This is a genomic window from Streptomyces sp. NPDC003284 (genome assembly GCF_053589675.1).
Map to the genome: position 1 here is coordinate 35,019 of NZ_JBSFSI010000008.1, position 21,436 is coordinate 56,454.

Annotated in this window: 24 protein-coding genes and 3 tRNA genes; 19 read left to right on the forward strand and 8 right to left on the reverse strand. The window is 69.5% G+C overall.

Translation table 11 applies throughout. From position 1 onward, the window contains the following. Positions 1 to 8: 8 nt before the first annotated feature. From ACWDYF_RS18465 to ACWDYF_RS18475, 3 genes are all read right to left on the reverse strand, one after another. Entirely contained in the window at positions 9 to 455 is a 447-nt protein-coding gene (locus tag ACWDYF_RS18465) for a GntR family transcriptional regulator (protein ID WP_389468892.1), read from the reverse strand. A 417-nt stretch (positions 456 to 872) separates the two neighbouring features. After that, complete coding sequence (locus tag ACWDYF_RS18470; protein WP_389468895.1) at positions 873 to 1,472, reverse strand: hypothetical protein; 600 nt, start codon at positions 1,470 to 1,472, stop codon at positions 873 to 875. A gap of 4 nt (positions 1,473 to 1,476) precedes the next feature. Further along, positions 1,477 to 2,664: an AAA family ATPase gene (locus tag ACWDYF_RS18475; protein ID WP_389468897.1), complete on the reverse strand. Its 1,188-nt coding sequence runs from the start codon at positions 2,662 to 2,664 to the stop codon at positions 1,477 to 1,479. A gap of 497 nt (positions 2,665 to 3,161) precedes the next feature. Between ACWDYF_RS18475 and ACWDYF_RS18480 the strand changes: the two genes are divergently transcribed. Further along, a complete protein-coding gene (locus ACWDYF_RS18480; RefSeq protein WP_389468900.1) occupies positions 3,162 to 4,058 on the forward strand; it encodes a YDG/SRA domain-containing protein in 897 nt (298 codons plus the stop codon). A gap of 289 nt (positions 4,059 to 4,347) precedes the next feature. Then, complete coding sequence (locus ACWDYF_RS18485; protein ID WP_381736745.1) at positions 4,348 to 4,575, forward strand: hypothetical protein; 228 nt, start codon at positions 4,348 to 4,350, stop codon at positions 4,573 to 4,575. 45 nt (positions 4,576 to 4,620) lie between these two features. Here the strand turns inward: ACWDYF_RS18485 and ACWDYF_RS18490 are convergent, their stop codons facing one another. Both ACWDYF_RS18490 and ACWDYF_RS18495 read right to left on the reverse strand, forming a co-directional pair. Continuing rightward, positions 4,621 to 5,277 (reverse strand): SDR family oxidoreductase, encoded by a 657-nt coding sequence (locus ACWDYF_RS18490; RefSeq protein WP_018564768.1) that lies wholly within the window; start codon positions 5,275 to 5,277, stop codon positions 4,621 to 4,623. Positions 5,278 to 5,419: 142 nt separating this feature from the next. Next, positions 5,420 to 6,739: an amidohydrolase family protein gene (locus tag ACWDYF_RS18495; RefSeq protein WP_381736744.1), complete on the reverse strand. Its 1,320-nt coding sequence runs from the start codon at positions 6,737 to 6,739 to the stop codon at positions 5,420 to 5,422. A gap of 281 nt (positions 6,740 to 7,020) precedes the next feature. On the opposite strand from ACWDYF_RS18495, the gene ACWDYF_RS18500 reads away from it, so the two are divergent. The 6 genes from ACWDYF_RS18500 (at position 7,021) to ACWDYF_RS18525 (ending at position 9,582) form a co-directional block, all read left to right on the forward strand. Further along, positions 7,021 to 7,093 (forward strand) — tRNA-Thr (locus ACWDYF_RS18500). Positions 7,094 to 7,138: 45 nt separating this feature from the next. Continuing rightward, positions 7,139 to 7,211, forward strand: a tRNA-Met gene (locus ACWDYF_RS18505). 91 nt (positions 7,212 to 7,302) lie between these two features. Beyond that, a complete protein-coding gene (rpmG, locus tag ACWDYF_RS18510) occupies positions 7,303 to 7,467 on the forward strand; it encodes a 50S ribosomal protein L33 (protein ID WP_003948671.1) in 165 nt (54 codons plus the stop codon). Between the two features lie 116 nt (positions 7,468 to 7,583). After that, entirely contained in the window at positions 7,584 to 8,036 is a 453-nt protein-coding gene (locus ACWDYF_RS18515; protein ID WP_018564770.1) for a MaoC family dehydratase N-terminal domain-containing protein, read from the forward strand. 7 nt (positions 8,037 to 8,043) lie between these two features. Further along, entirely contained in the window at positions 8,044 to 8,472 is a 429-nt protein-coding gene (locus ACWDYF_RS18520) for a MaoC family dehydratase (RefSeq protein ID WP_389468904.1), read from the forward strand. A 54-nt stretch (positions 8,473 to 8,526) separates the two neighbouring features. Then, positions 8,527 to 9,582: a UDP-N-acetylmuramate dehydrogenase gene (locus ACWDYF_RS18525; RefSeq protein ID WP_018564772.1), complete on the forward strand. Its 1,056-nt coding sequence runs from the start codon at positions 8,527 to 8,529 to the stop codon at positions 9,580 to 9,582. A 51-nt stretch (positions 9,583 to 9,633) separates the two neighbouring features. On the opposite strand, the gene ACWDYF_RS18530 is transcribed toward ACWDYF_RS18525, so the two are convergent. Further along, entirely contained in the window at positions 9,634 to 10,263 is a 630-nt protein-coding gene (locus ACWDYF_RS18530) for an NAD(P)-dependent oxidoreductase (protein ID WP_389468907.1), read from the reverse strand. A 135-nt stretch (positions 10,264 to 10,398) separates the two neighbouring features. On the opposite strand from ACWDYF_RS18530, the gene ACWDYF_RS18535 reads away from it, so the two are divergent. Then, the gene (locus ACWDYF_RS18535; protein ID WP_064534598.1) at positions 10,399 to 11,019 is read left to right on the forward strand and encodes a TetR/AcrR family transcriptional regulator; all 621 of its coding nucleotides are present in this window, start codon (positions 10,399 to 10,401) and stop codon (positions 11,017 to 11,019) included. Between the two features lie 35 nt (positions 11,020 to 11,054). After that, entirely contained in the window at positions 11,055 to 11,801 is a 747-nt protein-coding gene (locus ACWDYF_RS18540; RefSeq protein WP_389468913.1) for a DsbA family protein, read from the forward strand. A 22-nt stretch (positions 11,802 to 11,823) separates the two neighbouring features. On the opposite strand, the gene ACWDYF_RS18545 is transcribed toward ACWDYF_RS18540, so the two are convergent. Both ACWDYF_RS18545 and ACWDYF_RS18550 read right to left on the reverse strand, forming a co-directional pair. Next, positions 11,824 to 12,855, reverse strand: coding sequence for an adenosine deaminase (locus ACWDYF_RS18545; RefSeq protein WP_389468917.1), 1,032 nt, complete (start codon positions 12,853 to 12,855; stop codon positions 11,824 to 11,826). Positions 12,856 to 12,987: 132 nt separating this feature from the next. Beyond that, positions 12,988 to 14,214: a pyridoxal phosphate-dependent aminotransferase gene (locus ACWDYF_RS18550; RefSeq protein ID WP_381736740.1), complete on the reverse strand. Its 1,227-nt coding sequence runs from the start codon at positions 14,212 to 14,214 to the stop codon at positions 12,988 to 12,990. A 273-nt stretch (positions 14,215 to 14,487) separates the two neighbouring features. Here ACWDYF_RS18550 and ACWDYF_RS18555 point away from each other — a divergent pair. The 9 genes from ACWDYF_RS18555 (at position 14,488) to rplL (ending at position 20,847) form a co-directional block, all read left to right on the forward strand. Then, positions 14,488 to 14,560, forward strand: a tRNA-Trp gene (locus tag ACWDYF_RS18555). Between the two features lie 107 nt (positions 14,561 to 14,667). Continuing rightward, entirely contained in the window at positions 14,668 to 14,952 is a 285-nt protein-coding gene (gene secE, locus ACWDYF_RS18560; RefSeq protein WP_018564778.1) for a preprotein translocase subunit SecE, read from the forward strand. Positions 14,953 to 15,032: 80 nt separating this feature from the next. Next, positions 15,033 to 15,953, forward strand: coding sequence for a transcription termination/antitermination protein NusG (gene nusG, locus ACWDYF_RS18565; protein ID WP_381736739.1), 921 nt, complete (start codon positions 15,033 to 15,035; stop codon positions 15,951 to 15,953). Positions 15,954 to 16,123: 170 nt separating this feature from the next. After that, positions 16,124 to 16,558 carry a 50S ribosomal protein L11 gene (gene rplK, locus ACWDYF_RS18570; protein ID WP_018564780.1) on the forward strand — a complete coding sequence of 145 codons (435 nt, stop codon included), beginning with the start codon at positions 16,124 to 16,126 and terminating at the stop codon, positions 16,556 to 16,558. An 88-nt stretch (positions 16,559 to 16,646) separates the two neighbouring features. Next, positions 16,647 to 17,372: a 50S ribosomal protein L1 gene (rplA, locus tag ACWDYF_RS18575; RefSeq protein ID WP_389468924.1), complete on the forward strand. Its 726-nt coding sequence runs from the start codon at positions 16,647 to 16,649 to the stop codon at positions 17,370 to 17,372. A gap of 171 nt (positions 17,373 to 17,543) precedes the next feature. Next, positions 17,544 to 18,476, forward strand: a complete 933-nt coding sequence (locus ACWDYF_RS18580) for a LolA-like protein (protein WP_389468928.1) — start codon at positions 17,544 to 17,546, stop codon at positions 18,474 to 18,476. A gap of 88 nt (positions 18,477 to 18,564) precedes the next feature. Continuing rightward, the gene (locus tag ACWDYF_RS18585; RefSeq protein ID WP_389468931.1) at positions 18,565 to 19,515 is read left to right on the forward strand and encodes a DUF1396 domain-containing protein; all 951 of its coding nucleotides are present in this window, start codon (positions 18,565 to 18,567) and stop codon (positions 19,513 to 19,515) included. Positions 19,516 to 19,816: 301 nt separating this feature from the next. Beyond that, on the forward strand, positions 19,817 to 20,347 hold the full coding sequence (rplJ, locus tag ACWDYF_RS18590; protein ID WP_018564784.1) for a 50S ribosomal protein L10: 531 nt from the start codon (positions 19,817 to 19,819) through the stop codon (positions 20,345 to 20,347). 116 nt (positions 20,348 to 20,463) lie between these two features. Then, entirely contained in the window at positions 20,464 to 20,847 is a 384-nt protein-coding gene (gene rplL, locus ACWDYF_RS18595) for a 50S ribosomal protein L7/L12 (RefSeq protein WP_381736736.1), read from the forward strand. Positions 20,848 to 21,436: the final 589 nt, after the last annotated feature.

The window sequence follows — 21,436 nt, forward strand, 5'->3', positions numbered from 1 at the left end:
GACCAAGCCTACGGCCGCGTGGTCGGAGTCGGGAGGGCGCGCACCGTGCGCCCCTTGCCGTGAACCGTGGTGAGCAAGCCGTTCCCCTCCATCTGCGCCAGAACGCGCCGTACAGCGGTCCGCGATGCGCCGAACCGCTCACACAGCTTGGCCTCTGACGGGTACGTGTCGCCTACTGACAGGGACTCCTCCGTGATCACGTCAGTCATGCGTTCAGCTAGTGGTCGTCGGCCGCCGCCCCGGGCGGGGCGCCATCCGATCCCGGGCGCAGACTCGACAATGCCGTCGGCTTCGAGGACCTTGAGAGCACGACGGATCGTGTTCCGGCCAACCCCGTGCGAGCGCATCATTTCGGCTTCCGACGGAAGGGTGTCGATGCCCTCCCCGCTTTCGATCTCGGTTCGCAGTGCCTCTGCGATGACCCGGTAGGTTCCACGTGGACTGGCCTGCGGCACTCGGCCACCCCTTCCTTGATCACGTCGGTGTCCCGGTGGGCACCTCGCGGAATCAAGTTTCCCATGGCGCGCGCGACTGCCCCAGGGGCTTGCCTCTCGCCCGTCCGGCAGTGCTCGTTGTTCTGTTCTTTGTCCAGTGCGCCGACGGCCCCACCGTTCACCCGCAGTACGCGCACCCACTCTGACCTGCCGCGCGAACCCCCACAAACTCCCCCGGACAGGGGCGCGGACAGTTGGAAAGCGTGCACACCGAAGGGATGCGCGGATGTCTGACCGCGTGCGCGGGGGCTTGGCACGTTGCCTGTCATGCGCTCTCCCTTATGCCAGCACGGTCACGCACCCTGGTTGGCGACAGGCTTACGGGGGCCGTGATCACTCGCCCCAAAGCGGCTCCAGCCCAAAGCCGCTCCACCGACCTCAGTTTCGGAGCCGGGCGGCTAGCGCGTCCAACCTCCTGATACACCGGTTTAGACTAGGTGATTCGGAGGCCGCAATCCTTGGCCGCCATTGCTTTAGACCGAACTCTCGAAGGTCTGAAACGTAAGTAGGCCCCACAGTGGCACCGCTCTTAGCCTTAGGGGCGACCCCCTCCCGGATGTCTCTTTTACGGGAGGCTCGAGCGAGATTGACGATCGTCTGCTTAGGATCGAGAAGCGAATCCGGATTTCTGGGCACCTTGTCCTGAGAAACTCCCAGAAAATTAGCTATGGCCTCACGATCTGCCAGTAGCCAGGACTCCAACTCCGCGACTGCAACGCGGAATACCATCATCTCGGAGGGATCAGGGAGCCAACTACCGAGCTTCTCGACCACACAAGAGTCGGGAGAATCAAGATCCACCAGGACGAACCAGGGCGAATGCTTGGCTGCCAAGTTGTAGGCACCAATCTTCTTGAGGATGCCGGTTCGCCCACCACCGCCCAAGAACATGCCAACCGTAAAGCCACATTCTCTGAGGATTGCAGTAACGGCACCCTCGTCAGACGGCCCTTCAACTGCGGCCGTAATTGAAATCACGCGCCTACCCCACGAAGAAGCTGAGTTGCCCGGCGTCACGCGGGGCTGTTAGCCCCTGCAAGATATCACCGAGTGGCACCCCGGCATCTCGCATAGTCTGCAGATCTTCTCTCTCCGAGAGGAGAGTTACGGCCGTTCCTTCTGATTCTGGAATAAGCGCCAATACTTCATTAGTGCCAATTCCAGGGTCATTCAGGATTTCTGGAGAGTGCGAGCTCACAAGAATCTGACGTCCTGACTTCCGTTGCACGCGCGCAAACATCTGCGGGATATACCGCACCACTTCTGGATGCAGTGAAAGTTCGGGCTCCTCTAGAAGAAGCGGACCCCTCGTCTCGGCTACGGCCCACAGCAGTCCGAGTAGGCGAAGTGTACCGTCGGAGAAATGGTCCTCTGTTTGCCACGCTCCCTGAGGACGCCAGTGTTGGTACTTGCCTCGAAGGTGCGGAACGCCGCGAACGTCAGGCTGCAACTCCAACCCTTGAAGCTGTGGAACCGCCACCCGCAACGCGTCAACGATCCTTCGAAGTCGCGCGTCTCGCGTCTTTTTAGGGGTTCGAGCAATCTGTTCGAGGAAATCTCCACCGAAGGGGTCATCTTTTTTCCCGACAGATCGGTCAGGTTCGCGGACGAGTTGGGGGACGATATGCAAGTAGCTCAAGCTTGCGAAGAAATCGGAGACCGTGCGAAAGTCCCGGTTGGCATTGACCTGCTCCAGATTAGTCTGCCGCAAACGCTCCGAATCCTTCAAGTCCGACTCGTCCGGCCGGGCGAGGACAATGAGGTCTCGATACTTGACCGTTTCTGATTCGACGATCGGGCGCCTATTGTTATCCTGCTTGAATTTCAGCTCATAGGTCCACTCATCGAAGATGGTGTCATTTCCAAGCGTGGCGTGAATAGAAATCGAAGGGTATCGGCGGGCCGCAAGTGATCGGATCATGCTGACGCCCCCACGTCGCGCAACGGCGGCCTCGAATCCTCCACCCACGGAGACAATGTCAGAAAGAAATCGAAAGCAGTCTAGAAAATTTGACTTACCTGCCGCGTTTGGCCCAACCAAGAACATCCTAGGTCGCAAGTCCACAGAGAATCGTGCGAAATTGCGCCAGTTGGTTACCTGCAAGCTTGTGAACCGGAGATTCTTGCGCTCAATAGCTTCCGGGGCTTGTTCTTCGTTGGTCTCACTCATCAAGGCCATCCCAGTCGTGGGTCGCAAGCGTCAAAACGATTCTATCTCCGACTACATGTGACAGGTCGCTAGATACATTCCTCAGACGCGGTGCAGCTAAGCGCTCCTGGGACCGGTCTCTGAGCAGTCAGTGCTCTTCGCATCATCCGTCAACAGCTCACAGCCTCAGCGCTGGACTGTTGAAACAGGTGACGCTGGCATGCGTCTCAAGCACAAGCACGCTCCCGGGCCATCCTAGTGCCGTGGAAGGGCGCTCAACGTCGACAGGTGCCGACAGATCGGCAGCAGGTCAGGGCGTTGATCGGTTAGGCGGCCGCAGGTCACGGCCGCTCGTGATCAGTTGTGGCTGTACTGCGTTCACTAGGTCGGCTGCAGTCAATGTCTGGCGAACTGAACGGTGACCGGCTCCCGGGCAGATCGGCACGTTCATCTGGCCCACAGAGGCGGCTATGCAAACCGTTGGGGGGAGTGTCAGTGCTGCATGCCAGGCTGTAGCCATGATTGGTGACGTACCCAACGTTGAAGCGAGCCAGGAGTTCAGCACGCGCCGGCAGGCGCACGAGGCGGGTGTCCACAGACCCTTGCAGGCCGGCATCTGCGGGACGAAGAAGGCCGGGGCCGAGTCCATCGTCGTGTCCGGCGGCTACAAGGACGATGAGGACTACGGAGACGTCATCGTCTACACCGGCCACGGTGGCCAGGACAGCGCCGGCAACCAGGTGAGCGACCAGAGCTTGGACGACTCCGGCAACGCAGCGCTCGTGACTAGCTACCTCGAAGGACTGCCTGTCCGCGTCCTGCGTGGCTACCAAGCTGGCACCCCCTACGCCCCAGCATCTGGGTACCGGTACGACGGTCTGTACCGGGTCACCAACTACGGCAGCAAGCTTGGCATCGACGGCTTCCTGATCTGGCAGTTCCGCCTTGAAGCCTATGACGACACCCCCACGCCGCAGGCGACGCAGCAGCCGGAGCTCCCGAGCGCGCCTGCTGAGTCGGAGTCCGCGGGCGTCGTGGGGAACGAGACTCCGGAGCGCATCACCTCGACCGTGCAGCGCATCGTTCGGAGCAGCGCCGTGAAGCGGCAGGTGAAGGAGTGGCACGACAATCGGTGTCAGATCTGCGACCAGCGCATCGAGGTCCCTGGCGGTAGCTACAGCGAGGGAGCTCACATCCGAGCCCTCGGGGCCCCGCACAACGGCCCGGACACCACCGGCAACGTCCTCTGCCTGTGCCCGAACTGCCACGTGATGCTCGACGCCGGCGCCATCGTGATCGAAGACGACCTCGCAGTGATCCGCGGCGGCCAGTCTGCCGGCCTCCTGCGTACCGACCCCCGACACACGATCGACCTGGAGTGCGTCCGCCACCACCGCGAACGCTGGCGCCAGTAGGCCACGCCCCAGCCCGACCGCGACGGACCAGGTTGGGGCCCGTTCCCCCAGGTGTTCCCCAGCGCCGGGGTGGTAGCGGAATCCCGCAGGTTGCAAGGGGTGAGCTGAGCCCGCTGTAAATCTGCCGGCTCAGCCTTCCCAGGTTCGAATCCTGGCGCCGCCACACTGGGGAAGACCCCCTCCGATCCACCTCATGGTGGACCGGAGGGGGTTCTTCGTTGTGGCCGCCTCCATGGTGGACCGCCGACGGCAGAGCGGTGGTGTCAGTGGTGCGGTGCACACTGGAGCCATGTCCTTGTCGTCCCCGTCCGCGCGCCGCAGATCCTGCCCCGTGTGCCGCCGTGAGATCGCCGTCGTGGCCGGGCGGTTCGCGCGGCACGACCCGCCCGGGGCGCGGGAGTCAGGAGAGCTGGTCTCCTGCCCCGGCTCCCGCCGTACGGCGCAACTGGGTGCCGTGCAGCCGTCGTTGGACGGATACGCCGTCCCCGAATTCCCCGGGCAGCTCAGCCTGTTCTGACACCGGGGCAGGACGCGCCGGTGCGCAGGACACGGCGGCGCGGCGTCAGTTGCCGGCGACCGACTTCACCGCCACCGGCACCGGGGCCGAACCGCCGATCAGTTCCAGGGTCAGCCCGGCCGTCGCCGGGGTGTCCACCAGCTCGGCCAGGACGGCGGCGACGTCGTCGCGGGGGACCGACCCGCGGCCGGTGTGCGCCTCCAGACGCACCTGGCCGGTACCGGGCCCGTCCGTCAGCGAACCGGGGCGCAGGATCGTCCAGTCGAGGCCGTCCAGGGAGCGGACGTGGTCGTCGGCCTCGCCCTTGGCGCGCAGGTACACGTCGAAGACCTCGTCGCCCCGGTGCGCCGCGTCCGCGCCCATCGACGACACGACCACATGGCGCCGCACACCGGCCCGGACCGCCGCGTCGGCGAACAGCACCGCCGCGCCCTTGTCCACCGTGTCCTTGCGCGCGGTGCCGCTGCCCGGTCCCGCGCCCGCGGCGAACACCGCCGCGTCCGCGCCCCGCAGCCGCTCCGCGACCTCCTCGACCGAGGCCGACTCCAGGTCCAGCACGATCGGTTCGGCCCCCGCCGCCCTCAGGTCGTCGCTCTGCTCCGCCCGGCGGATGATGCCCGCCGCCTCGTCCCCGCGCGCCGCGAGCAGCCGCTCCAGCCGCAGCGCGATCTGACCATGACCACCAGCGATGACTATGCGCATGTCTTCGACCGTACGCCCGGACGGCCGTATCCGCCGCACGACTTCGGCCCGCCCCGGCCGGGCCCCGCACCCCTTCCCGCGCCCTCTCCCGCGCCTTCCCGCGCCCTCTCGTCCCCGTGCGCGTCCCCGCGCCCCCCCGCGGCTACGACAGCTCGCCCCGCCCCTGCCGGGGCAGCCCCAGTTCCACCGAGGCGGCCGAGTCGCAGAACTCGCGCACCGCGCTGGTACGTGCCACCACGCGCCCCCGGTGCACCACGATCCGGCTGTACGCGAGCGACAGCGCCCCCGCGAGCCGCTCGCCGCGCACCGCGAGGAGTTCGGCCGGGAAGCCCGCCTCCACCCGCACCTCGGGCAGACCGAGCACCGCGCGGGCCGACGCGCTCACCATCTCGTAGGCCTCGCCGGGGCGCAGACCGTAGCGGGAGGCCAGCAGATAGGCGGCCTCCAGCGGATCGCCGCGGCCCACCGGGTTCGACACGTCCCGCAGGGCGCCGCTGCCCGCCGCCACCCGCACCCCGGCCGCCCGCAGCAGCCGTACCGGCGCGCTCCCGGGCCCCTCCGCGCCCGCGCAGCCGCCCTGCGGCAGGCACACCACCGCCACCCCGGCGGCGGCCAGCTGGTCCGCGGTCCGGGCCGCGGCCTCGGCGGGCAGCCGGGCCAGGCCGCCGCAGGGGCTCAGCGTCACGCCGGGGCGCAGCCCGCCCGCCATCGCCGCGAGCCGGGCGAGCCGGGCCGGGTCGGTGGCGTCGGTGTGCAGGTCGACCGGGCAGCCGTGCTCGGAGGCCACCTCCAGGACCGCTTCCACGTAGCCGGTGGGATCGGGGTCCACGTCCGGGCAGCCGCCGACCACGCACGCGCCCATCTTCACCGCGTCCCGCAGCACCGCGAGCCCGTCCGCGCCGGCCACCCCGGTCAGCACGCGCGGCACCGCCACCGTCGACAGCTCGGCCAGCCCGCGCAGCGCCCGCCGCGCCCGCAGCACCGCCGTCAGGGCGCCCAGCCCCTGCACGTCGCCCACGCGCACGTGCGCGCGCAGTGCGGTCGCGCCGTGCCCGAGCTGGAGCAGCGCCGCCTCCGTGGCCCGGCGCTGGACGTCCTCCGGGTCGTAGGAGACCGGGCCGTCCGTGTCGGCGGTCAGGGCGGTGTCGGCGTGGGCGTGCGGCTCGGCCGGGGCGGGCAGCAGCAGGTAGCCGCTGAGGTCGACGCGCGATCCGCCGTCCCCGGGCCCGTCCGCCCCGCGCTCGCCGCCCTGGCCCGCGCCGCCGCCCTGGCCCGGACCGCCGCCCTGGCCGAGGCTGCCCGCCGTGCCCACCGCCTCGATGCGCTCGCCGGACAGCCGTACGTCCACGGTCCGCCCGTCGGTGAGCCGGGCCCCGCACAGCAGCAGGGTGTCCGGGTCCGGCGGCCCGGACGGGCCGGGGGAGGACGACGAGTGAGGCGGCTGCGGCTTACCGGGGGGCATCGCACTCCAGGTACGACAGGGGGACGGACGGCGGACGACAGGCGGGGCGCGAAGCGGTGGTCGGGCGGGGGCGGACGGTGCCGGGGCGTGGTGCGCGCGGGGGGCCGCGCAAGATCACGCAGAGTGCGTCGAGCCTAGGGCGGCGGCGCGCCGGGAGACGGGAGGAGCGCAATAGTCGTACCGGTGTGGCCGTACGGAGAAGGGTCTCCGGAGCTGTCCGGCGGGGGCCGCGGAACGGATTTGGGCGAACGGCTGCGGACCGTGTAATGTCTTCATCGCTCGCCCCAATAGCTCAGTCGGCAGAGCGTCTCCATGGTAAGGAGAAGGTCTACGGTTCGATTCCGTATTGGGGCTCTGGTGTGAGAGGTTCCCGCCGCGAGGCGGGGCCGATCTCATCAAAGCGGTGTAGCTCAGTCGGTAGAGCAAGCGGCTCATAATCGCTGTGTCACCGGTTCAAGTCCGGTCACCGCTACTGACAGTAGCCGATTGCGGGGTCGGTCCTTCGATCGGCTACTCTTTTCTGCGTTGAAGTTAGTCCATCCGTTCGTCTTAGGAGCACTCACGTGGCTGCCACCGACGTCCGCCCGAAGATCACGCTGGCCTGCGTGGAGTGCAAGGAGCGGAACTACATCACCAAGAAGAACCGGCGTAACAACCCGGATCGCCTGGAGATGAAGAAGCACTGCCCGCGTTGCAACGCGCACACCGCGCACCGCGAAACGCGATAAATCAGGCTCATACGTGAGGCCGCCCCCGCACCATGGGGGCGGCCTCACGTTGTTTCACCACCGTCTTCACCAGCTCCCTCCGCACGACCGCAGCTGACACCAGGAGGTGCCGAGCCATGGCGCTCGACCAGTCCTTCGTGGGGCGTTCCTACCCGCCCACCGCCCCCTACGAGGTGGGCCGGGAGAAGATCCGTGAATTCGCCCAGGCGGTGGGCGACGCCAATCCGGCGTACACGGACCCCGAAGCCGCGCAGGCACTCGGCCACCCCGATGTGATCGCCCCGCCCACCTTCGTGTTCCTGATCACCTACCGGGCCGCCGGAGAGGTCGTCCAGGACCCGCAGCTCGGGCTGGACTACAGCCGCGTGGTGCACGGCGACCAGAAGTTCGCCTACACGCGCCCCGTGCACGCCGGTGACCGGCTCTCCGTCACCTCGACCATCGAGGCGATCAGGACCATGGCCGGCAGTGACATCCTGGACATCCGCGGCGAGGTGCACGACGCGGCGGGCGAGCACGTGGTGACCGCCTGGATCAAGCTGGTGGCCCGCGCCGCCGAGGAGGCGTGAGGATCCGATGACGGCGAAGATCGCCTACGACGACGTCGAGGTCGGCACCGAGCTTCCGGGCCGGGCCTTCCCCGTGACCCGCGCCACCCTCGTGCAGTACGCGGGCGCCTCCGGGGACTTCAACCCGATCCACTGGAACGAGAAGTTCGCCAAGGAGGTCGGACTGCCGGACGTGATCGCGCACGGCATGTTCACCATGGCCGAGGCGATCCGCGTCGTCACCGACTGGGCCGGCGACCCCGGTGCCGTGGTGCAGTACGGCGTCCGCTTCACCAAGCCCGTCGTCGTCCCGAACGACGACAAGGGCGCGCGGATCGACGTCGTCGGCAAGGTCGCGGCCAAGCTCGACGACCACACCGTACGGATCGACCTGACCGCCCTGTGCGAGGGGCAGAAGGTCCTCGGCCGCTCCCAGGCCCTCGTCCGCCTGGCCTGAGCCCGGCGGGAGCGTCGGCAAGGGCGTCGGCGGGGCCCCCGTAGTCTTGGGCGCGTGCAGGAACTCCACGACGCGCCCCTCGCCCCGCTGACGACCTTCCGCCTGGGCGGCCCCGCCGCCCGGCTGATCACCGCGACCACGGACGCGGAGGTCGTCGACGCCGTCCGCGCGGCCGACGCCGCCGGCACCCCGCTGCTGGTGATCGGCGGCGGCTCCAACCTGGTCATCGGCGACCAGGGCTTCGACGGCACCGCCCTGCGCATCGCCACCACCGGCTTCGCACTGCGCGGCACCACGCTGGAGCTGGCCGCGGGCGAGGTGTGGACCGACGCCGTCGCCCGCACCGTCGAGGCCGGACTCGCGGGCGTCGAATGCCTCTCCGGCATCCCCGGCTCCGCGGGCGCCACCCCCATCCAGAACGTGGGGGCGTACGGCCAGGAGGTCTCCGCCACCATCACCGAGGTCGTCGCCTACGACCGCGCGGCGGGCGAGACGGTCACCCTCTCCAACGAGGAGTGCGCCTTCTCCTACCGGCACAGCCGCTTCAAGGAGCACCCCGAGCGGTACGTCGTGCTGCGCGTCCGCTTCGGCCTTCAGGACGCGGACGGCCTGTCGGCGCCGCTCAGGTACGCCGAGACGGCGCGCGCCCTCGGCGTGTCGGCGGGCGACCGCGTCCCGCTGGAGCGGGCCCGCGAGACCGTGCTCAAGCTGCGCGCGGGCAAGGGCATGGTCCTGGACCCCGAGGACCACGACACCTGGTCGGCCGGGTCCTTCTTCACCAACCCGATCCTCACGGACACCGAGTTCGGCGCCTTCCGGGCCCGGGTGCGCGAGCGCCTGGGCGAGGACGCCGAGCCGCCCGCGTACCCGGCGGGGGAGGGGCGCACCAAGACCTCCGCGGCCTGGCTGATCGACCGGGCGGGCTTCGCCAAGGGCTACGGCACCGGCCCGGCCCGGATCTCCACCAAGCACACGCTCGCCCTCACCAACCGCGGCGGCGCGAGCACGAAGGACCTGCTGGACCTCGCCCGCGAGGTGGTGGCCGGGGTCCGCGAGGCGTTCGGCGTGACGCTGGTGAACGAGCCGGTGACGGTCGGCGTCAGCCTGTAGCGGCCGGCCTCCGGCGGCGGCCGGACGGGTCCCCCTCCGTACGCGATCCCCTCAGTACGCCACCCCCACGCCCTGCTTCACCGCCGCCGGGTCGTCGGTCAGCGCCAGCATCGCGTGGGCCACGTCCGCCCGTGCGATGAAGCGGCCGTGCGGCGGGAAGCCGCCGGTCACCGTGCGGTACGTGCCGGTGAGCGGCTTGTCCTGGAGGCGCGGCGGCCGGACCACCGTCCAGTCCGTGGCGCTGCGCGCCAGCTCGGCCTCCATCTCGCGCAGATCCGCGTAGACGTCCTTCAGGACCGCCGAGACCAGGCTCCGGGCCGTCCGGTCGAGGAACCCGTCCTCCGGTCCGGGGCCCACCGGGCCCGCGCTCACCACGAGCAGGCGGCGCGTGCCCTCCGCCTCCATCGCGCGCAGCACCGTACGGGTCAGCCGGGCCGCGACCCCGGCGTCCTTGCGGCTGCGGGCGCCCAGACCGGAGAGCACCGCGTCCCGGCCCGCGACGGCCGGGCGCACGGCCTCCGGGTCCACCAGCCCGGACCTGAACACCTCCAGGCGGTCACCGGTCACGGTCAGCCGGGCCGGGTCGCGGACGACGGCGGTGACCCGGTGCCCGGCGTCGAGCGCCTGCCGGACGATCTCCCGGCCGATGCCGCCGGTGGCGCCGAAAACAGTGAGGTTCACGATCCCGCTCCTGCCTGCCTGTCCGGGGACGCCCCGGACCACCGGAGGTGGGTGAGTATTCACTCACCTCGTCTGGTCCTAGAGTGGGTAAGCACTCACCCACCCGTCAAGGCCGACCGGCCGATTGGACGTGACATGGAGACGAGACCGGCCCGCGTCCGCATCCTCGACGCCGCCCACGAGCTGATGCGCACCGTCGGGCTCGCCCGTGCCACCACCAAGGAGATCGCCAGGGCGGCCGGCTGCTCCGAGGCGGCCCTCTACAAGTACTTCGCGAGCAAGGAGGAGCTGTTCATCCAGGTGCTGCACGAGCGGCTGCCCCGGCTCACCCCGCTGCTGCGCGCCCTCGCCGCCGAGCCGGAACGGCGCACCGTGGCCGAGAACCTCACCGAGATCGCCCGCCAGGCCGCCCTGTTCTACGAGCAGAGCTTCCCGATCGCGGCCTCGCTGTACGCCGAGACCCAGCTCAAGCGCCGTCACGACGAGGCGATGCGGCGGATGGGCTCCGGACCCCACCTGCCCATCGAGGAACTGGACGCCTACCTCCGCGCCGAGCGCTCGCTGGGCCGGATCGCCCCCGGCGCCGACACCTTCGCCGCCGCCTCCCTGCTCCTGGGCGCCTGCGCCCAGCGGGCCTTCGCGTACGACGCGGCGGACGCCCGCCCGGACGCCGACGCGTTCGCCGCCCGTCTGGTGGGCACACTCCTGACCGGCCTCACCACCGGCGGGGCGGGGCGGGGCACAGACATCGCATAGGGTCGGTCCCCGTCCGGACAGGGAGGGGAAGCATCATGCGGGGCGTACGAGGCCTGCGAGGCAGCCGGGGCATCGTGATCACGGCCGCGGCCGTACTGGTGGGCACGCTCGCCACCGGGTGCGACAAGGGGAGCGACGACGCCGCGCGCGGCGGCGACGGCGGGAACGGCACCGGCCCCGCCGCCGCGGCGAGCCGCGCACCGGGCGCCACCGAGACCCTGGCGGCCGACGGCACCACCGTCCGCGTCGGTTCCGCGAGCGCGAAGACCGTCGTCCAGGTCTACGAGGACCTGCGCTGCCCGGTCTGCAAGAAGTTCGAGACCGAGGGCGGCGGCGAGGCCCTGCGCGAGCTGGTCCGCTCCGGCCAGGTCCGGGTGGAGTACACGCTCGCCTCCTTCCTCGACGCCCGGCTCGGCGGCCAGGGCTCCAAGAAGGCCGCCAACGCGCTGCGGGCGGCGCTGGAGGCGGGCCGCTTCGCCGAGTACCACGCCGTCCTCTTCGCCCACCAGCCCGAGGAGAGCGTCGACGGCTTCACCGACGCGTACCTGCTGGAGCTGGCCTCCCGGGTGAAGGGGCTGCGCGGCGCCGACTTCGACCGCGCGGTCAAGGACCTGAAGTACGGCGACTACGTGGCCGCCTCCGAACGCGCCTTCGACACCTCCGGGGTGACCGGCACGCCCACCCTGAAGGTCGACGGCAAGGCGGTCCCCGCGTCGATGAACGGCTCGCTCTTCGACAAGGAGGCGCTGCCCCTGGTCATCGGGGCGCTGTCGCAGTCCTGACCCGCGGCCGTGCCGCCGCCGCTCAGGCGGCCAGCCAGTCGTCCACGCCCGACAGCAGCTTGGCCCGGACGTCCTGCGGGGCGGCCGAGGCGCGGATGGACTGGCGGGCCAGTTCCGCCAGCTGGGCGTCGGTGAAGCCGTGGTGGCGGCGGGCGAAGTCGTACTGGGCGGCCAGCCGGGAGCCGAACAGCAGCGGGTCGTCGGCGCCCAGGGCCATCGGGACACCGGCGTCGTACAGGGTCCGCAGCGGCACGTCGGCGGGCTTCTCGTACACCCCGAGCGCCACATTGGAGGCGGGGCAGACCTCGCAGGTCACCCCCCGCTCGGCCAGCCGCCGCAGCAGGCGCGGGTCGTCGGCGGCGCGCACCCCGTGGCCCACCCGGTGCGCGTGCAGGTCGTCCAGGCAGTCGCGGACCGAGGCCGGGCCCGCCAGCTCGCCCCCGTGCGGGGCCGCGAACAGGCCGCCCTCGCGCGCGATGGCGAACGCCCGGTCGAAGTCCCGGGCCATGCCCCGCCGCTCGTCGTTGGAGAGCCCGAAACCGACCACGCCGCGGTCGCGGTAGCGCACGGCGAGGCGGGCCAGCGTGCGCGCGTCCAGCGGATGCTTCATCCGGTTGGCCGCCACCAGGACCCGCATCCCGAGGCCCGTCTCGCGCGAGGCCGAGTCCACCGCGTCGAGGATGACCTCCAGCGCCGGGATCAGCCCACCAAGACGCGGCGCGTACGAGGTCGGGTCGACCTGGATCTCCAGCCAGCCCGAGCCGTCCCTGATGTCCTCCTCGGCGGCCTCGCGCACCAGCCGCCGGATGTCCTCGGGCTCCCGCAGGCAGGAACGCGCCGCGTCGTACAGCCGCTGGAAGCGGAACCAGCCCCGCTCGTCGGTCGCCCGCAGCTTCGGCGGCTCCCCGCCGAACAGGGCGTCGGTCAGCGCCTCGGGCAGCCGTACGCCGTACTTGTCGGCCAGTTCCAGCAGGGTGGCGGGCCGCATCGACCCGGTGAAGTGCAGGTGCAGATGGGCCTTCGGCAGCTCAGAGACATCACGTACACGCTCCATCCGCCGATCCTGCCGCACTCGGGGCCGTGACCGGAAGCCGTTTCCCCGTTCGTGGTCTTGCCCGAACGCAGGAGCGGGCCGCCTCCCCGGAGGGAGACGGCCCGCACGCGCGCGTGGGAAGCGCCCGGGACGTCAGTCCCGCGCCTCCGCGAGCAGCTTCTGGATCCGGCTCACGCCCTCCACCAGGTCCTCGTCACCGAGGGCGTAGGACAGCCGCAGATAGCCCGGGGTGCCGAACGCCTCGCCGGGGACGACCGCGACCTCGGCCTCCTCCAGGATGAGGGCGGCCAGCTCCACGGAGCTCTGCGGGCGCTTGCCGCGGATCTCCTTGCCGATCAGCGCCTTCACCGAGGGGTAGGCGTAGAACGCGCCCTCGGGCTCCGGGCAGATCACGCCGTCGATCTCGTTGAGCATCCGCACGATGGTGCGGCGGCGGCGGTCGAAGGCCTCGCGCATCGCCGCGACCGCCTCCAGGTCACCGGAGACGGCGGCCAGCGCGGCGGCCTGGGCGACGTTCGACACGTTCGACGTGGCGTGCGACTGGAGGTTGGTCGCGGCCTTGACCACGTCCTTGGGGCCGATGACCCAGCCCACGCGCCAGCCGGTCATGGCGTACGTCTTGGCCACGCCGTTGACGACGACGCACTTGTCGCGCAGCTCGGGCAGGAGCGCCGGCAGGGACACGGAGACCGCGTCGCCGTACACCAGGTGCTCGTAGATCTCGTCGGTGAGCACCCACAGGCCGTGCTCCAGGGCCCAGCGGCCGATCGCCTCGGTCTCGGCCTCGGAGTACACCGCGCCGGTCGGGTTGGACGGCGAGACGAACAGGACGACCTTGGTGTTCTCGGTGCGGGCGGCCTCCAGCTGCTCGACCGAGACCCGGTAGCCGGTGGTCTCGTCGGCGACGACCTCGACGGGGACACCGCCGGCCAGCCGGATCGACTCCGGGTACGTCGTCCAGTACGGCGCCGGGACGATGACCTCGTCGCCCGGGTCGAGGATCGCGGCGAAGGCCTCGTAGATGGCCTGCTTGCCGCCGTTGGTGACGAGGATCTGCGAGACGTCCGGCTCCCAGCCGGAGTCGCGCAGCGTCTTCGCGGCGATCGCGGCCTTCAGCTCGGGCAGACCGCCGGCCGGCGTGTACCGGTGGTACTTCGGGTTCTTGCAGGCCTCGACGGCGGCCTCGACGATGTAGTCCGGGGTCGGGAAGTCGGGCTCACCGGCGCCGAAGCCGATCACCGGACGCCCGGCGGCCTTCAGGGCCTTGGCCTTGGCGTCCACGGCGAGGGTGGCGGACTCGGAGATCGCGCCGATACGGGCGGAGACCCGGCGCTCGGTCGGAGGAGTTGCAGCGCTCATACCGCCCATCGTTCCAGACCCCGAACGCCGCGGGCACACCGGTTTCACACAGTGGGCGGAGGCGGGTCGGGTGCTGAACACGCGTCCGGATCCGGTCCCCGGCCAGGTGATCTTCCGGACGGATCGGCCCCGGCGGGCGCCGAAGACCATTTTCTGTTCGACGCCCGGCCCCGGACCACGTACACTCTCACCTCGTTGGCCTTCAGCAAGCGGCCGCCGCACCCGGTGCACACCGGACTCGCGGTCGGATGCGGTACGTTGGGGGACACACAAAGGGTCGTAGCTCAATTGGTAGAGCACTGGTCTCCAAAACCAGCGGTTGGGGGTTCAAGTCCCTCCGGCCCTGCTACACACACCTTCGCCAGGATGTGTGCGCATGTACGTACAGCAATGCACCGCCGTGCGGCTCGACCGGGCGCGGCACGGCCACGACCCGGAATCAGGTGAGGACGAATGACGGACGCCGTGGGCTCCATCGACACGCCTGATGCCCAGGACGAGGTGGCGGAGTCCAAGAAGCCCCGCAAGGGCGGCAAGCGCGCCAAGAAGGGCCCGCTGAAGCGTCTCGCCACCTTCTACCGGCAGATCATCGCCGAGCTGCGCAAGGTCGTCTGGCCCTCGCGCAACGAACTGACGTCGTACACCACTGTGGTGATCTGCTTCGTCGTCGTCATGATCGCCCTGGTGACCGTGATTGACTATGGGCTCAACCACGCGGCCAAGTACGTCTTCGGCTGAGTCCAGAGCGAAGGGCGCCGTGGTTACCGGCGCCCGTTTTCGCATGTTCCACCCCTATGTACCAGGAAGAAGCAGCCACCGTGTCTGACCCGAACCTGAACGACGCCATCGAGCCGACCGAGTCCGTGGATGACGAGCTCGACATCGTCGAGGGTGCGGACGAGGCGGACGGGGCCGAGGCTGCCGACGCCGCCGCGGGCGAGCCGGCCGAGGAGGCCGCCGTCCACGTCGAGGACGAGACCCTTGAGGGCGCCGAGGGCGCCGAGGACGCTGCCGACGTCGAGGACGACGACGCCGCCGAGGGCGCTGCCGACGCCGAGGAGAGCGACGAGGACGAGGCGGCCGCCGAGGACGAGACCGAGGCCGTCGAGGAAGAGCCCGACGTCGACCCGGTCACCAAGCTGCGCGAGGAGCTGCGCACGCTGCCCGGCGAGTGGTACGTCATCCACACCTACGCGGGCTACGAGAAGCGCGTGAAGGCCAACCTGGAGCAGCGCGCCGTCTCGCTGAACGTCGAGGACTTCATCTACCAGGCCGAGGTCCCCGAGGAAGAGATCGTCCAGATCAAGAACGGCGAGCGCAAGACCGTCCGGCAGAACAAGCTGCCCGGTTACGTCCTCGTCCGCATGGACCTGACGAACGAGTCCTGGGGCGTCGTCCGCAACACGCCGGGCGTCACCGGCTTCGTCGGCAACGCCTACGACCCCTACCCGCTGTCCCTGGACGAGATCGTGAAGATGCTCGCCCCGGAGGCCGAGGAGAAGGCCGCCCGCGAGGCCGCCGAGGCCGAGGGCAAGCCCGCCCCGCAGCGCAAGGTCGAGGTCCAGGTGCTGGACTTCGAGGTCGGCGACTCGGTCACCGTCACCGACGGTCCGTTCGCCACCCTCCAGGCGACCATCAACGAGATCAACGCCGACTCGAAGAAGGTCAAGGGCCTCGTCGAGATCTTCGGCCGCGAGACCCCGGTCGAGCTGAGCTTCGACCAGATCCAGAAGAACTAGTTCTTTCTGGGTGTACTGCTTCCGCGCAGGTCAGGCGGGCTGGTGACAGCCGGTCTGACCTGCGCGGTTTTCAGCCGCGCATCTATACCCGTTATCGTTGTGCGGTATGCCTGCGTCCGGGTGGTCCCCGAGCGCGGGCATGGACCCGAACCGAAAGGACCCGGAGAGCTATGCCTCCCAAGAAGAAGAAGGTCACGGGGCTCATCAAGCTCCAGATCAACGCCGGTGCGGCGAACCCGGCTCCGCCGGTCGGCCCGGCGCTGGGCCAGCACGGCGTCAACATCATGGAGTTCTGCAAGGCGTACAACGCCGCGACCGAGTCGCAGCGTGGCTGGGTCATCCCGGTGGAGATCACGGTCTACGAGGACCGTTCCTTCACCTTCGTGACCAAGACCCCCCCGGCCGCCAAGATGATCCTCAAGGCCGCGGGCGTGGAGAAGGGCTCCGGCGAGCCGCACAAGACCAAGGTCGCGAAGATCACCGACGCGCAGGTCCGCGAGATCGCCCAGACCAAGATGCCCGACCTCAACGCCAACGACCTGGACGCCGCCGCGAAGATCATCGCCGGCACCGCCCGTTCCATGGGCGTCACGGTCGAGGGCTGAACCCCAGCCTCCGTCCCACCCTCGTAGAACCGTGGCAGGGCCTGCTCGGCCCGTACCACGACTCCTTTCAGAACCCACAGGAGCAGTTGTGAGCAAGCGCAGCAAGGCTCTCCGCGCTGCGGACGCCAAGGTCGACCGGGAGAAGCAGTACGCCCCGCTCGAGGCCGTCCGTCTCGCCAAGGAGACCTCCACGACCAAGTTCGACGGCACCGTCGAGGTCGCCTTCCGCCTGGGTGTCGACCCGCGCAAGGCCGACCAGATGGTCCGTGGCACCGTGAACCTCCCGCACGGCACCGGTAAGACCGCCCGGGTCCTGGTCTTCGCGACCGGTGACCGTGCCGAGGCCGCGCGTGCCGCGGGCGCCGACATCGTCGGCGCCGACGAGCTGATCGACGAGGTGGCGAAGGGCCGTCTGGACTTCGACGCCGTCGTCGCCACCCCGGACCTCATGGGCAAGGTCGGCCGCCTCGGCCGCGTCCTCGGCCCGCGTGGTCTGATGCCGAACCCGAAGACCGGCACCGTGACCCCCGACACCGCCAAGGCCGTGACGGAGATCAAGGGCGGCAAGATCGAGTTCCGCGTCGACAAGCACTCGAACCTGCACTTCATCATCGGCAAGACGTCGTTCGACGACAGCAAGCTGGTGGAGAACTACGGCGCCGCGCTGGAGGAGATCCTCCGTCTGAAGCCGTCCGCCGCCAAGGGCCGCTACATCAAGAAGGCCGCCATCAGCACCACGATGGGCCCCGGCATCCAGCTCGACCCGAACCGCACCCGGAACCTCCTCGTCGAGGAGGACCCGGCCGCGGTCTGAGCCATCGGCTCACCCAGGTCGGCGACGAGCCCCGCATCCTCCGCGCGAGCGGAGGGGCGGGGCTCGTCCCGTTCCGTCGCGAACCGGCCGATCCCCCCGGCGCGCACCCCTGCTGTCGGTGCCCTGCGCTAGCGTGCACGGCACACAGACCGCTCAGGGGTGGGGGACCGGATGAAGAGCACGACCGTGCGCCGTACGGCATCGGCGATCGCGGTGACGGCCGCGCTGGCGGGTGCGGCCGCCTGCGGCTCGGGGGGATCCTCCGGAGCGGCGGCGGACCGGGACGGCAAGGCGGCGGGGGAGACCGCCCGGGGCGGCACCGCCACCCTGGCCGGCCCGCTGACGGCCCTGCGCACCGCCGCCGACTCCACCGGCCGCGCGGACTCCGCCCGGGTCGACATGACGGTCAGCATGGGCACGCTGATGTCGATGAAGGGCCACGGCGCCCTCTCCTGGGGCCACGGCCTGTCCGGCACGCTCAGCCTCACCTACACGGGCGGCACGGTGGCCGACACCATGCGCGCCACCGGCACCACCTCGGTCCAGGCCCGCTATCTGCCCGACGCCTACTACGCCAGGATGAGCGAGGCGTTCGCCGCACAGGCCGGCGGCAAGCACTGGATCAGGTACGGGTACGACGACATGGCCCGGCTCGGCGGCGGCTCCGGCGCGTACCTCAAGGACCAGATGCAGAACAACACGCCGAACCAGGCCGTGAAGCTGCTGCTGGCCTCCGGCGACGTGAAGAGGGCGGGCGAGGAGCGGATCGCGGGCGTGCACACCACTCACTACCACGGCACGGTGAAGGTCGCGGACCTCGCCGCCCGCACCGGTCACAGCCTCACCGCCGCCCAGCTCGCGGACATGAAGCGCCAGCTGACCGACTCCGGCATCACGACGGACACCGTCGACCTCTGGATCGACGACCGGAACCTGCTGGTCAGGAAGGTCGAGTCGGCGGACACGGCCAAGGGCGCCCTGACCACCACCGCCACCTACAGCGACTACGGGGTCAAGGTCGCGGTCGGCGCACCGCCGCGCGGCGACACGGCGGACTTCAAGGAGCTGCTGGCCGCCCAGGGGGCCGGTGCCGGCGCCTCCTGAATCAAAGAATCCCCCAAGACCGGATGATCAGCGCTCGGATAAGCTCACCGGAACTGTGCGCAAGCCATCCGTTCCTTGGGGGGAAACCATGGACACTTCTGTACGTACGCCCCGCTCGTCCCGCACGCCCGCCCGCGCTCTGTCCGGACGCAGGGTCGCGACGGCCTCGCTGGCCGCGCTGCTCCTTGCCGCGGGCGCGGTGGGCTGTTCGGGGGACGACTCGAAGAGCGATTCCAAGAGCGACTCGAAGAGCGCGGGCAAGAGCGGAGCGGCCGAGACGCCGCAGCTCACCCCGGCCGCGGCCGTCGCCAAGGCCGCCAAGAACTCGCAGAACATCACCTCGCTGCGCTACCGCATGACCGGCCAGGTGCCGGAGCAGGGCCACATCAAGGCCGACGCCGAGATGCAGATGAAGCCCACCATCGCCATGAGCATGAAGATGACGATGCCCGACCAGCCCTCCACCGGCACCGTGGAGATCCGTCTCGTCGACAAGGTCATGTACCTCAACGGCGGGGCCGAGGCCGCCAAGGAGATGGACGGCAAGAGCTGGATGAAGTTCGACCTGTCCGGGACCGACGCGGGCAAGCAGATGGACCAGCTCGGCGGGGGCGGCGCGGCCCAGGCCGAGCAGAACCCGGCGACCGAGTCCACCTTCCTCACCGGCGCCAAGGACCTGCGCAAGGTCGGCTCGGAGACCGTGGAGGGCGTCGCGACCACCCACTACACGGGCACCGTCGCCCTGGCCGACCTGGTCAAGCCGCAGCCGGGCGAGAGCCCGGAGGTCGCCAAGACCCGGGAGAAGAGCCTGGAGCAGTACAAGGGCATGGGGGTCGACAAGGTCACCATGGACGCCTGGATCGACGGCAAGGACCAGACCAGGCAGTTCCGGATGCGCGGCACCGCCGCCAAGGGCCCGCTGGACATGACGATCACCTTCCTGGACACCAACAAGCCGGTGAAGGTCGCCGCCCCGCCGGCCGGTGAGGTCGTCGACCTGGCCGAGATGATGAAGGGCGCCGGCGCGGACCAGAGCTGACCGCGGGCCGCCGCGGGAGCGGATTTGCTCCGCGGCGGCACGGTCCCGTACTCTCCTACAGAAGCCAAAGACCGCTGGTCGTTGCCGTGCACTCAGATGAGGACGCGGTGGCCGAAGGATCCGCTGAAAATGCGGGCGACCCGCGCAGGTGACTGTGGAAGAACTCCCGGAGTGTGCACGCCCACGGTGTGCGTACGACCGGTCGAGTCCGCCCCGAGCGCCTGCGCCGGGGCGTTTCGTTTTCCCCAGTCCTCCTTCGGGTCCGCGCGGTCAGAATCACCCGGAAGGAGGCCGAGGCTCTATGGCGAGGCCCGACAAGGCTGCCGCAGTGGCGGAGTTGACGGAGCAGTTCCGCAACTCCAGCGCTGCCGTGCTGACCGAGTACCGCGGTCTCACCGTGGCGCAGCTCAAGACGCTGCGTCGTTCGCTCGGTGAGAACGCCCAGTACGCCGTGGTGAAGAACACGCTGACCAAGATTGCGGCCAACGAGGCCGGGATCACCACGCTGGACGACCTCTTCAACGGTCCGACGGCTGTCGCCTTCGTCACCGGTGACCCGGTGGAGTCGGCGAAGGGTCTCCGTGACTTCGCCAAGGACAACCCGAATCTCGTCATCAAGGGCGGTGTCCTTGACGGCAAGGCGCTGTCCGCCGACGAGATCAAGAAGCTTGCGGACCTCGAGTCCCGCGAGGTTCTGCTCTCCAAGCTGGCGGGTGCCTTCAAGGGCAAGCAGTCCCAGGCTGCTCAGCTCTTCCAGGCGCTTCCCTCGAAGCTCGTCCGCACCGTGGACGCTCTTCGTGCCAAGCGGGACGAGCAGGGCGGTGCCGAGTAATTCGGCTCGCTTTCTGACCCTGGCCGTCTAGGCGGCACGGGTCGCAGCGGGCCGACGTACGCCCGCCACACCCAGTACATCCGGCACCTGCCGAATTAGTGGAAGGATCGCCCATCATGGCGAAGCTCAGCCAGGAAGACCTGCTCGCGCAGTTCGAGGAGATGACCCTCATCGAGCTCTCCGAGTTCGTGAAGGCCTTCGAGGAGAAGTTCGACGTCACCGCCGCCGCCGCGGTCGCCGTGGCCGGCCCGACCGGTCCGGCCACCGCCGTCGAGGCCGCCGAGGAGCAGGACGAGTTCGACGTCATCCTCACGGGTGCCGGCGACAAGAAGATCCAGGTCATCAAGGTCGTGCGTGAGCTGACCTCCCTCGGCCTGAAGGAGGCCAAGGACCTGGTCGACGGTGCGCCGAAGCCGGTTCTGGAGAAGGTCGCCAAGGACGCCGCGGAGAAGGCCAAGGAGTCCCTCGAGGGCGCCGGCGCCTCCGTCGAGGTCAAGTGACCTCACGAGTCTCTGCTGATCGGGCAGGACTCTCCCGCGCGAGCTGAACGCGGCCCGAAAGGGCTGTAACGCGAACGCACCGAAGAGCGATCATCCATCCGGGTGGTCGCTCTTCGGCGTTCCCGGGGGTGGCTGTGGCGGCCTTGCACCCGCGACCGGGAGGGGTATGGTGATCTTCGTTCGGCCTCGAGAGGCCCCCGGAGACAGGCCGCGAGTGACGATGGCAGCATCCGGTTCGGGTAGGGGGGCCTTGACGAACCGCACGCAGCGCGCAATTCTCAGGACGCGTCGTCACAACGATCCGAATCCGAGGCATGGATCGACGGCGAAGAGGGCAGTATCAACGTGCGTTGAGGGTGACAGGCCGTAGGCGGTGACGACGACGAGGGTTCCCAAAACCCGGCACTGGACATCAGTGGGCCAAGTGGCTACACTGACCCTTTGCGCTGCCTGTTAGCTGTCCCCTGCCCGTCACCAGGGGCATGCCCTCCCCCGAGCATCGACGACCGGACCGCACCTGACCTGGCCTGACGGCCCTGTCGGGGACCGTCCGTCCCGTTGTCCGAGAGAGGGGCCGGTACGCGCGTAG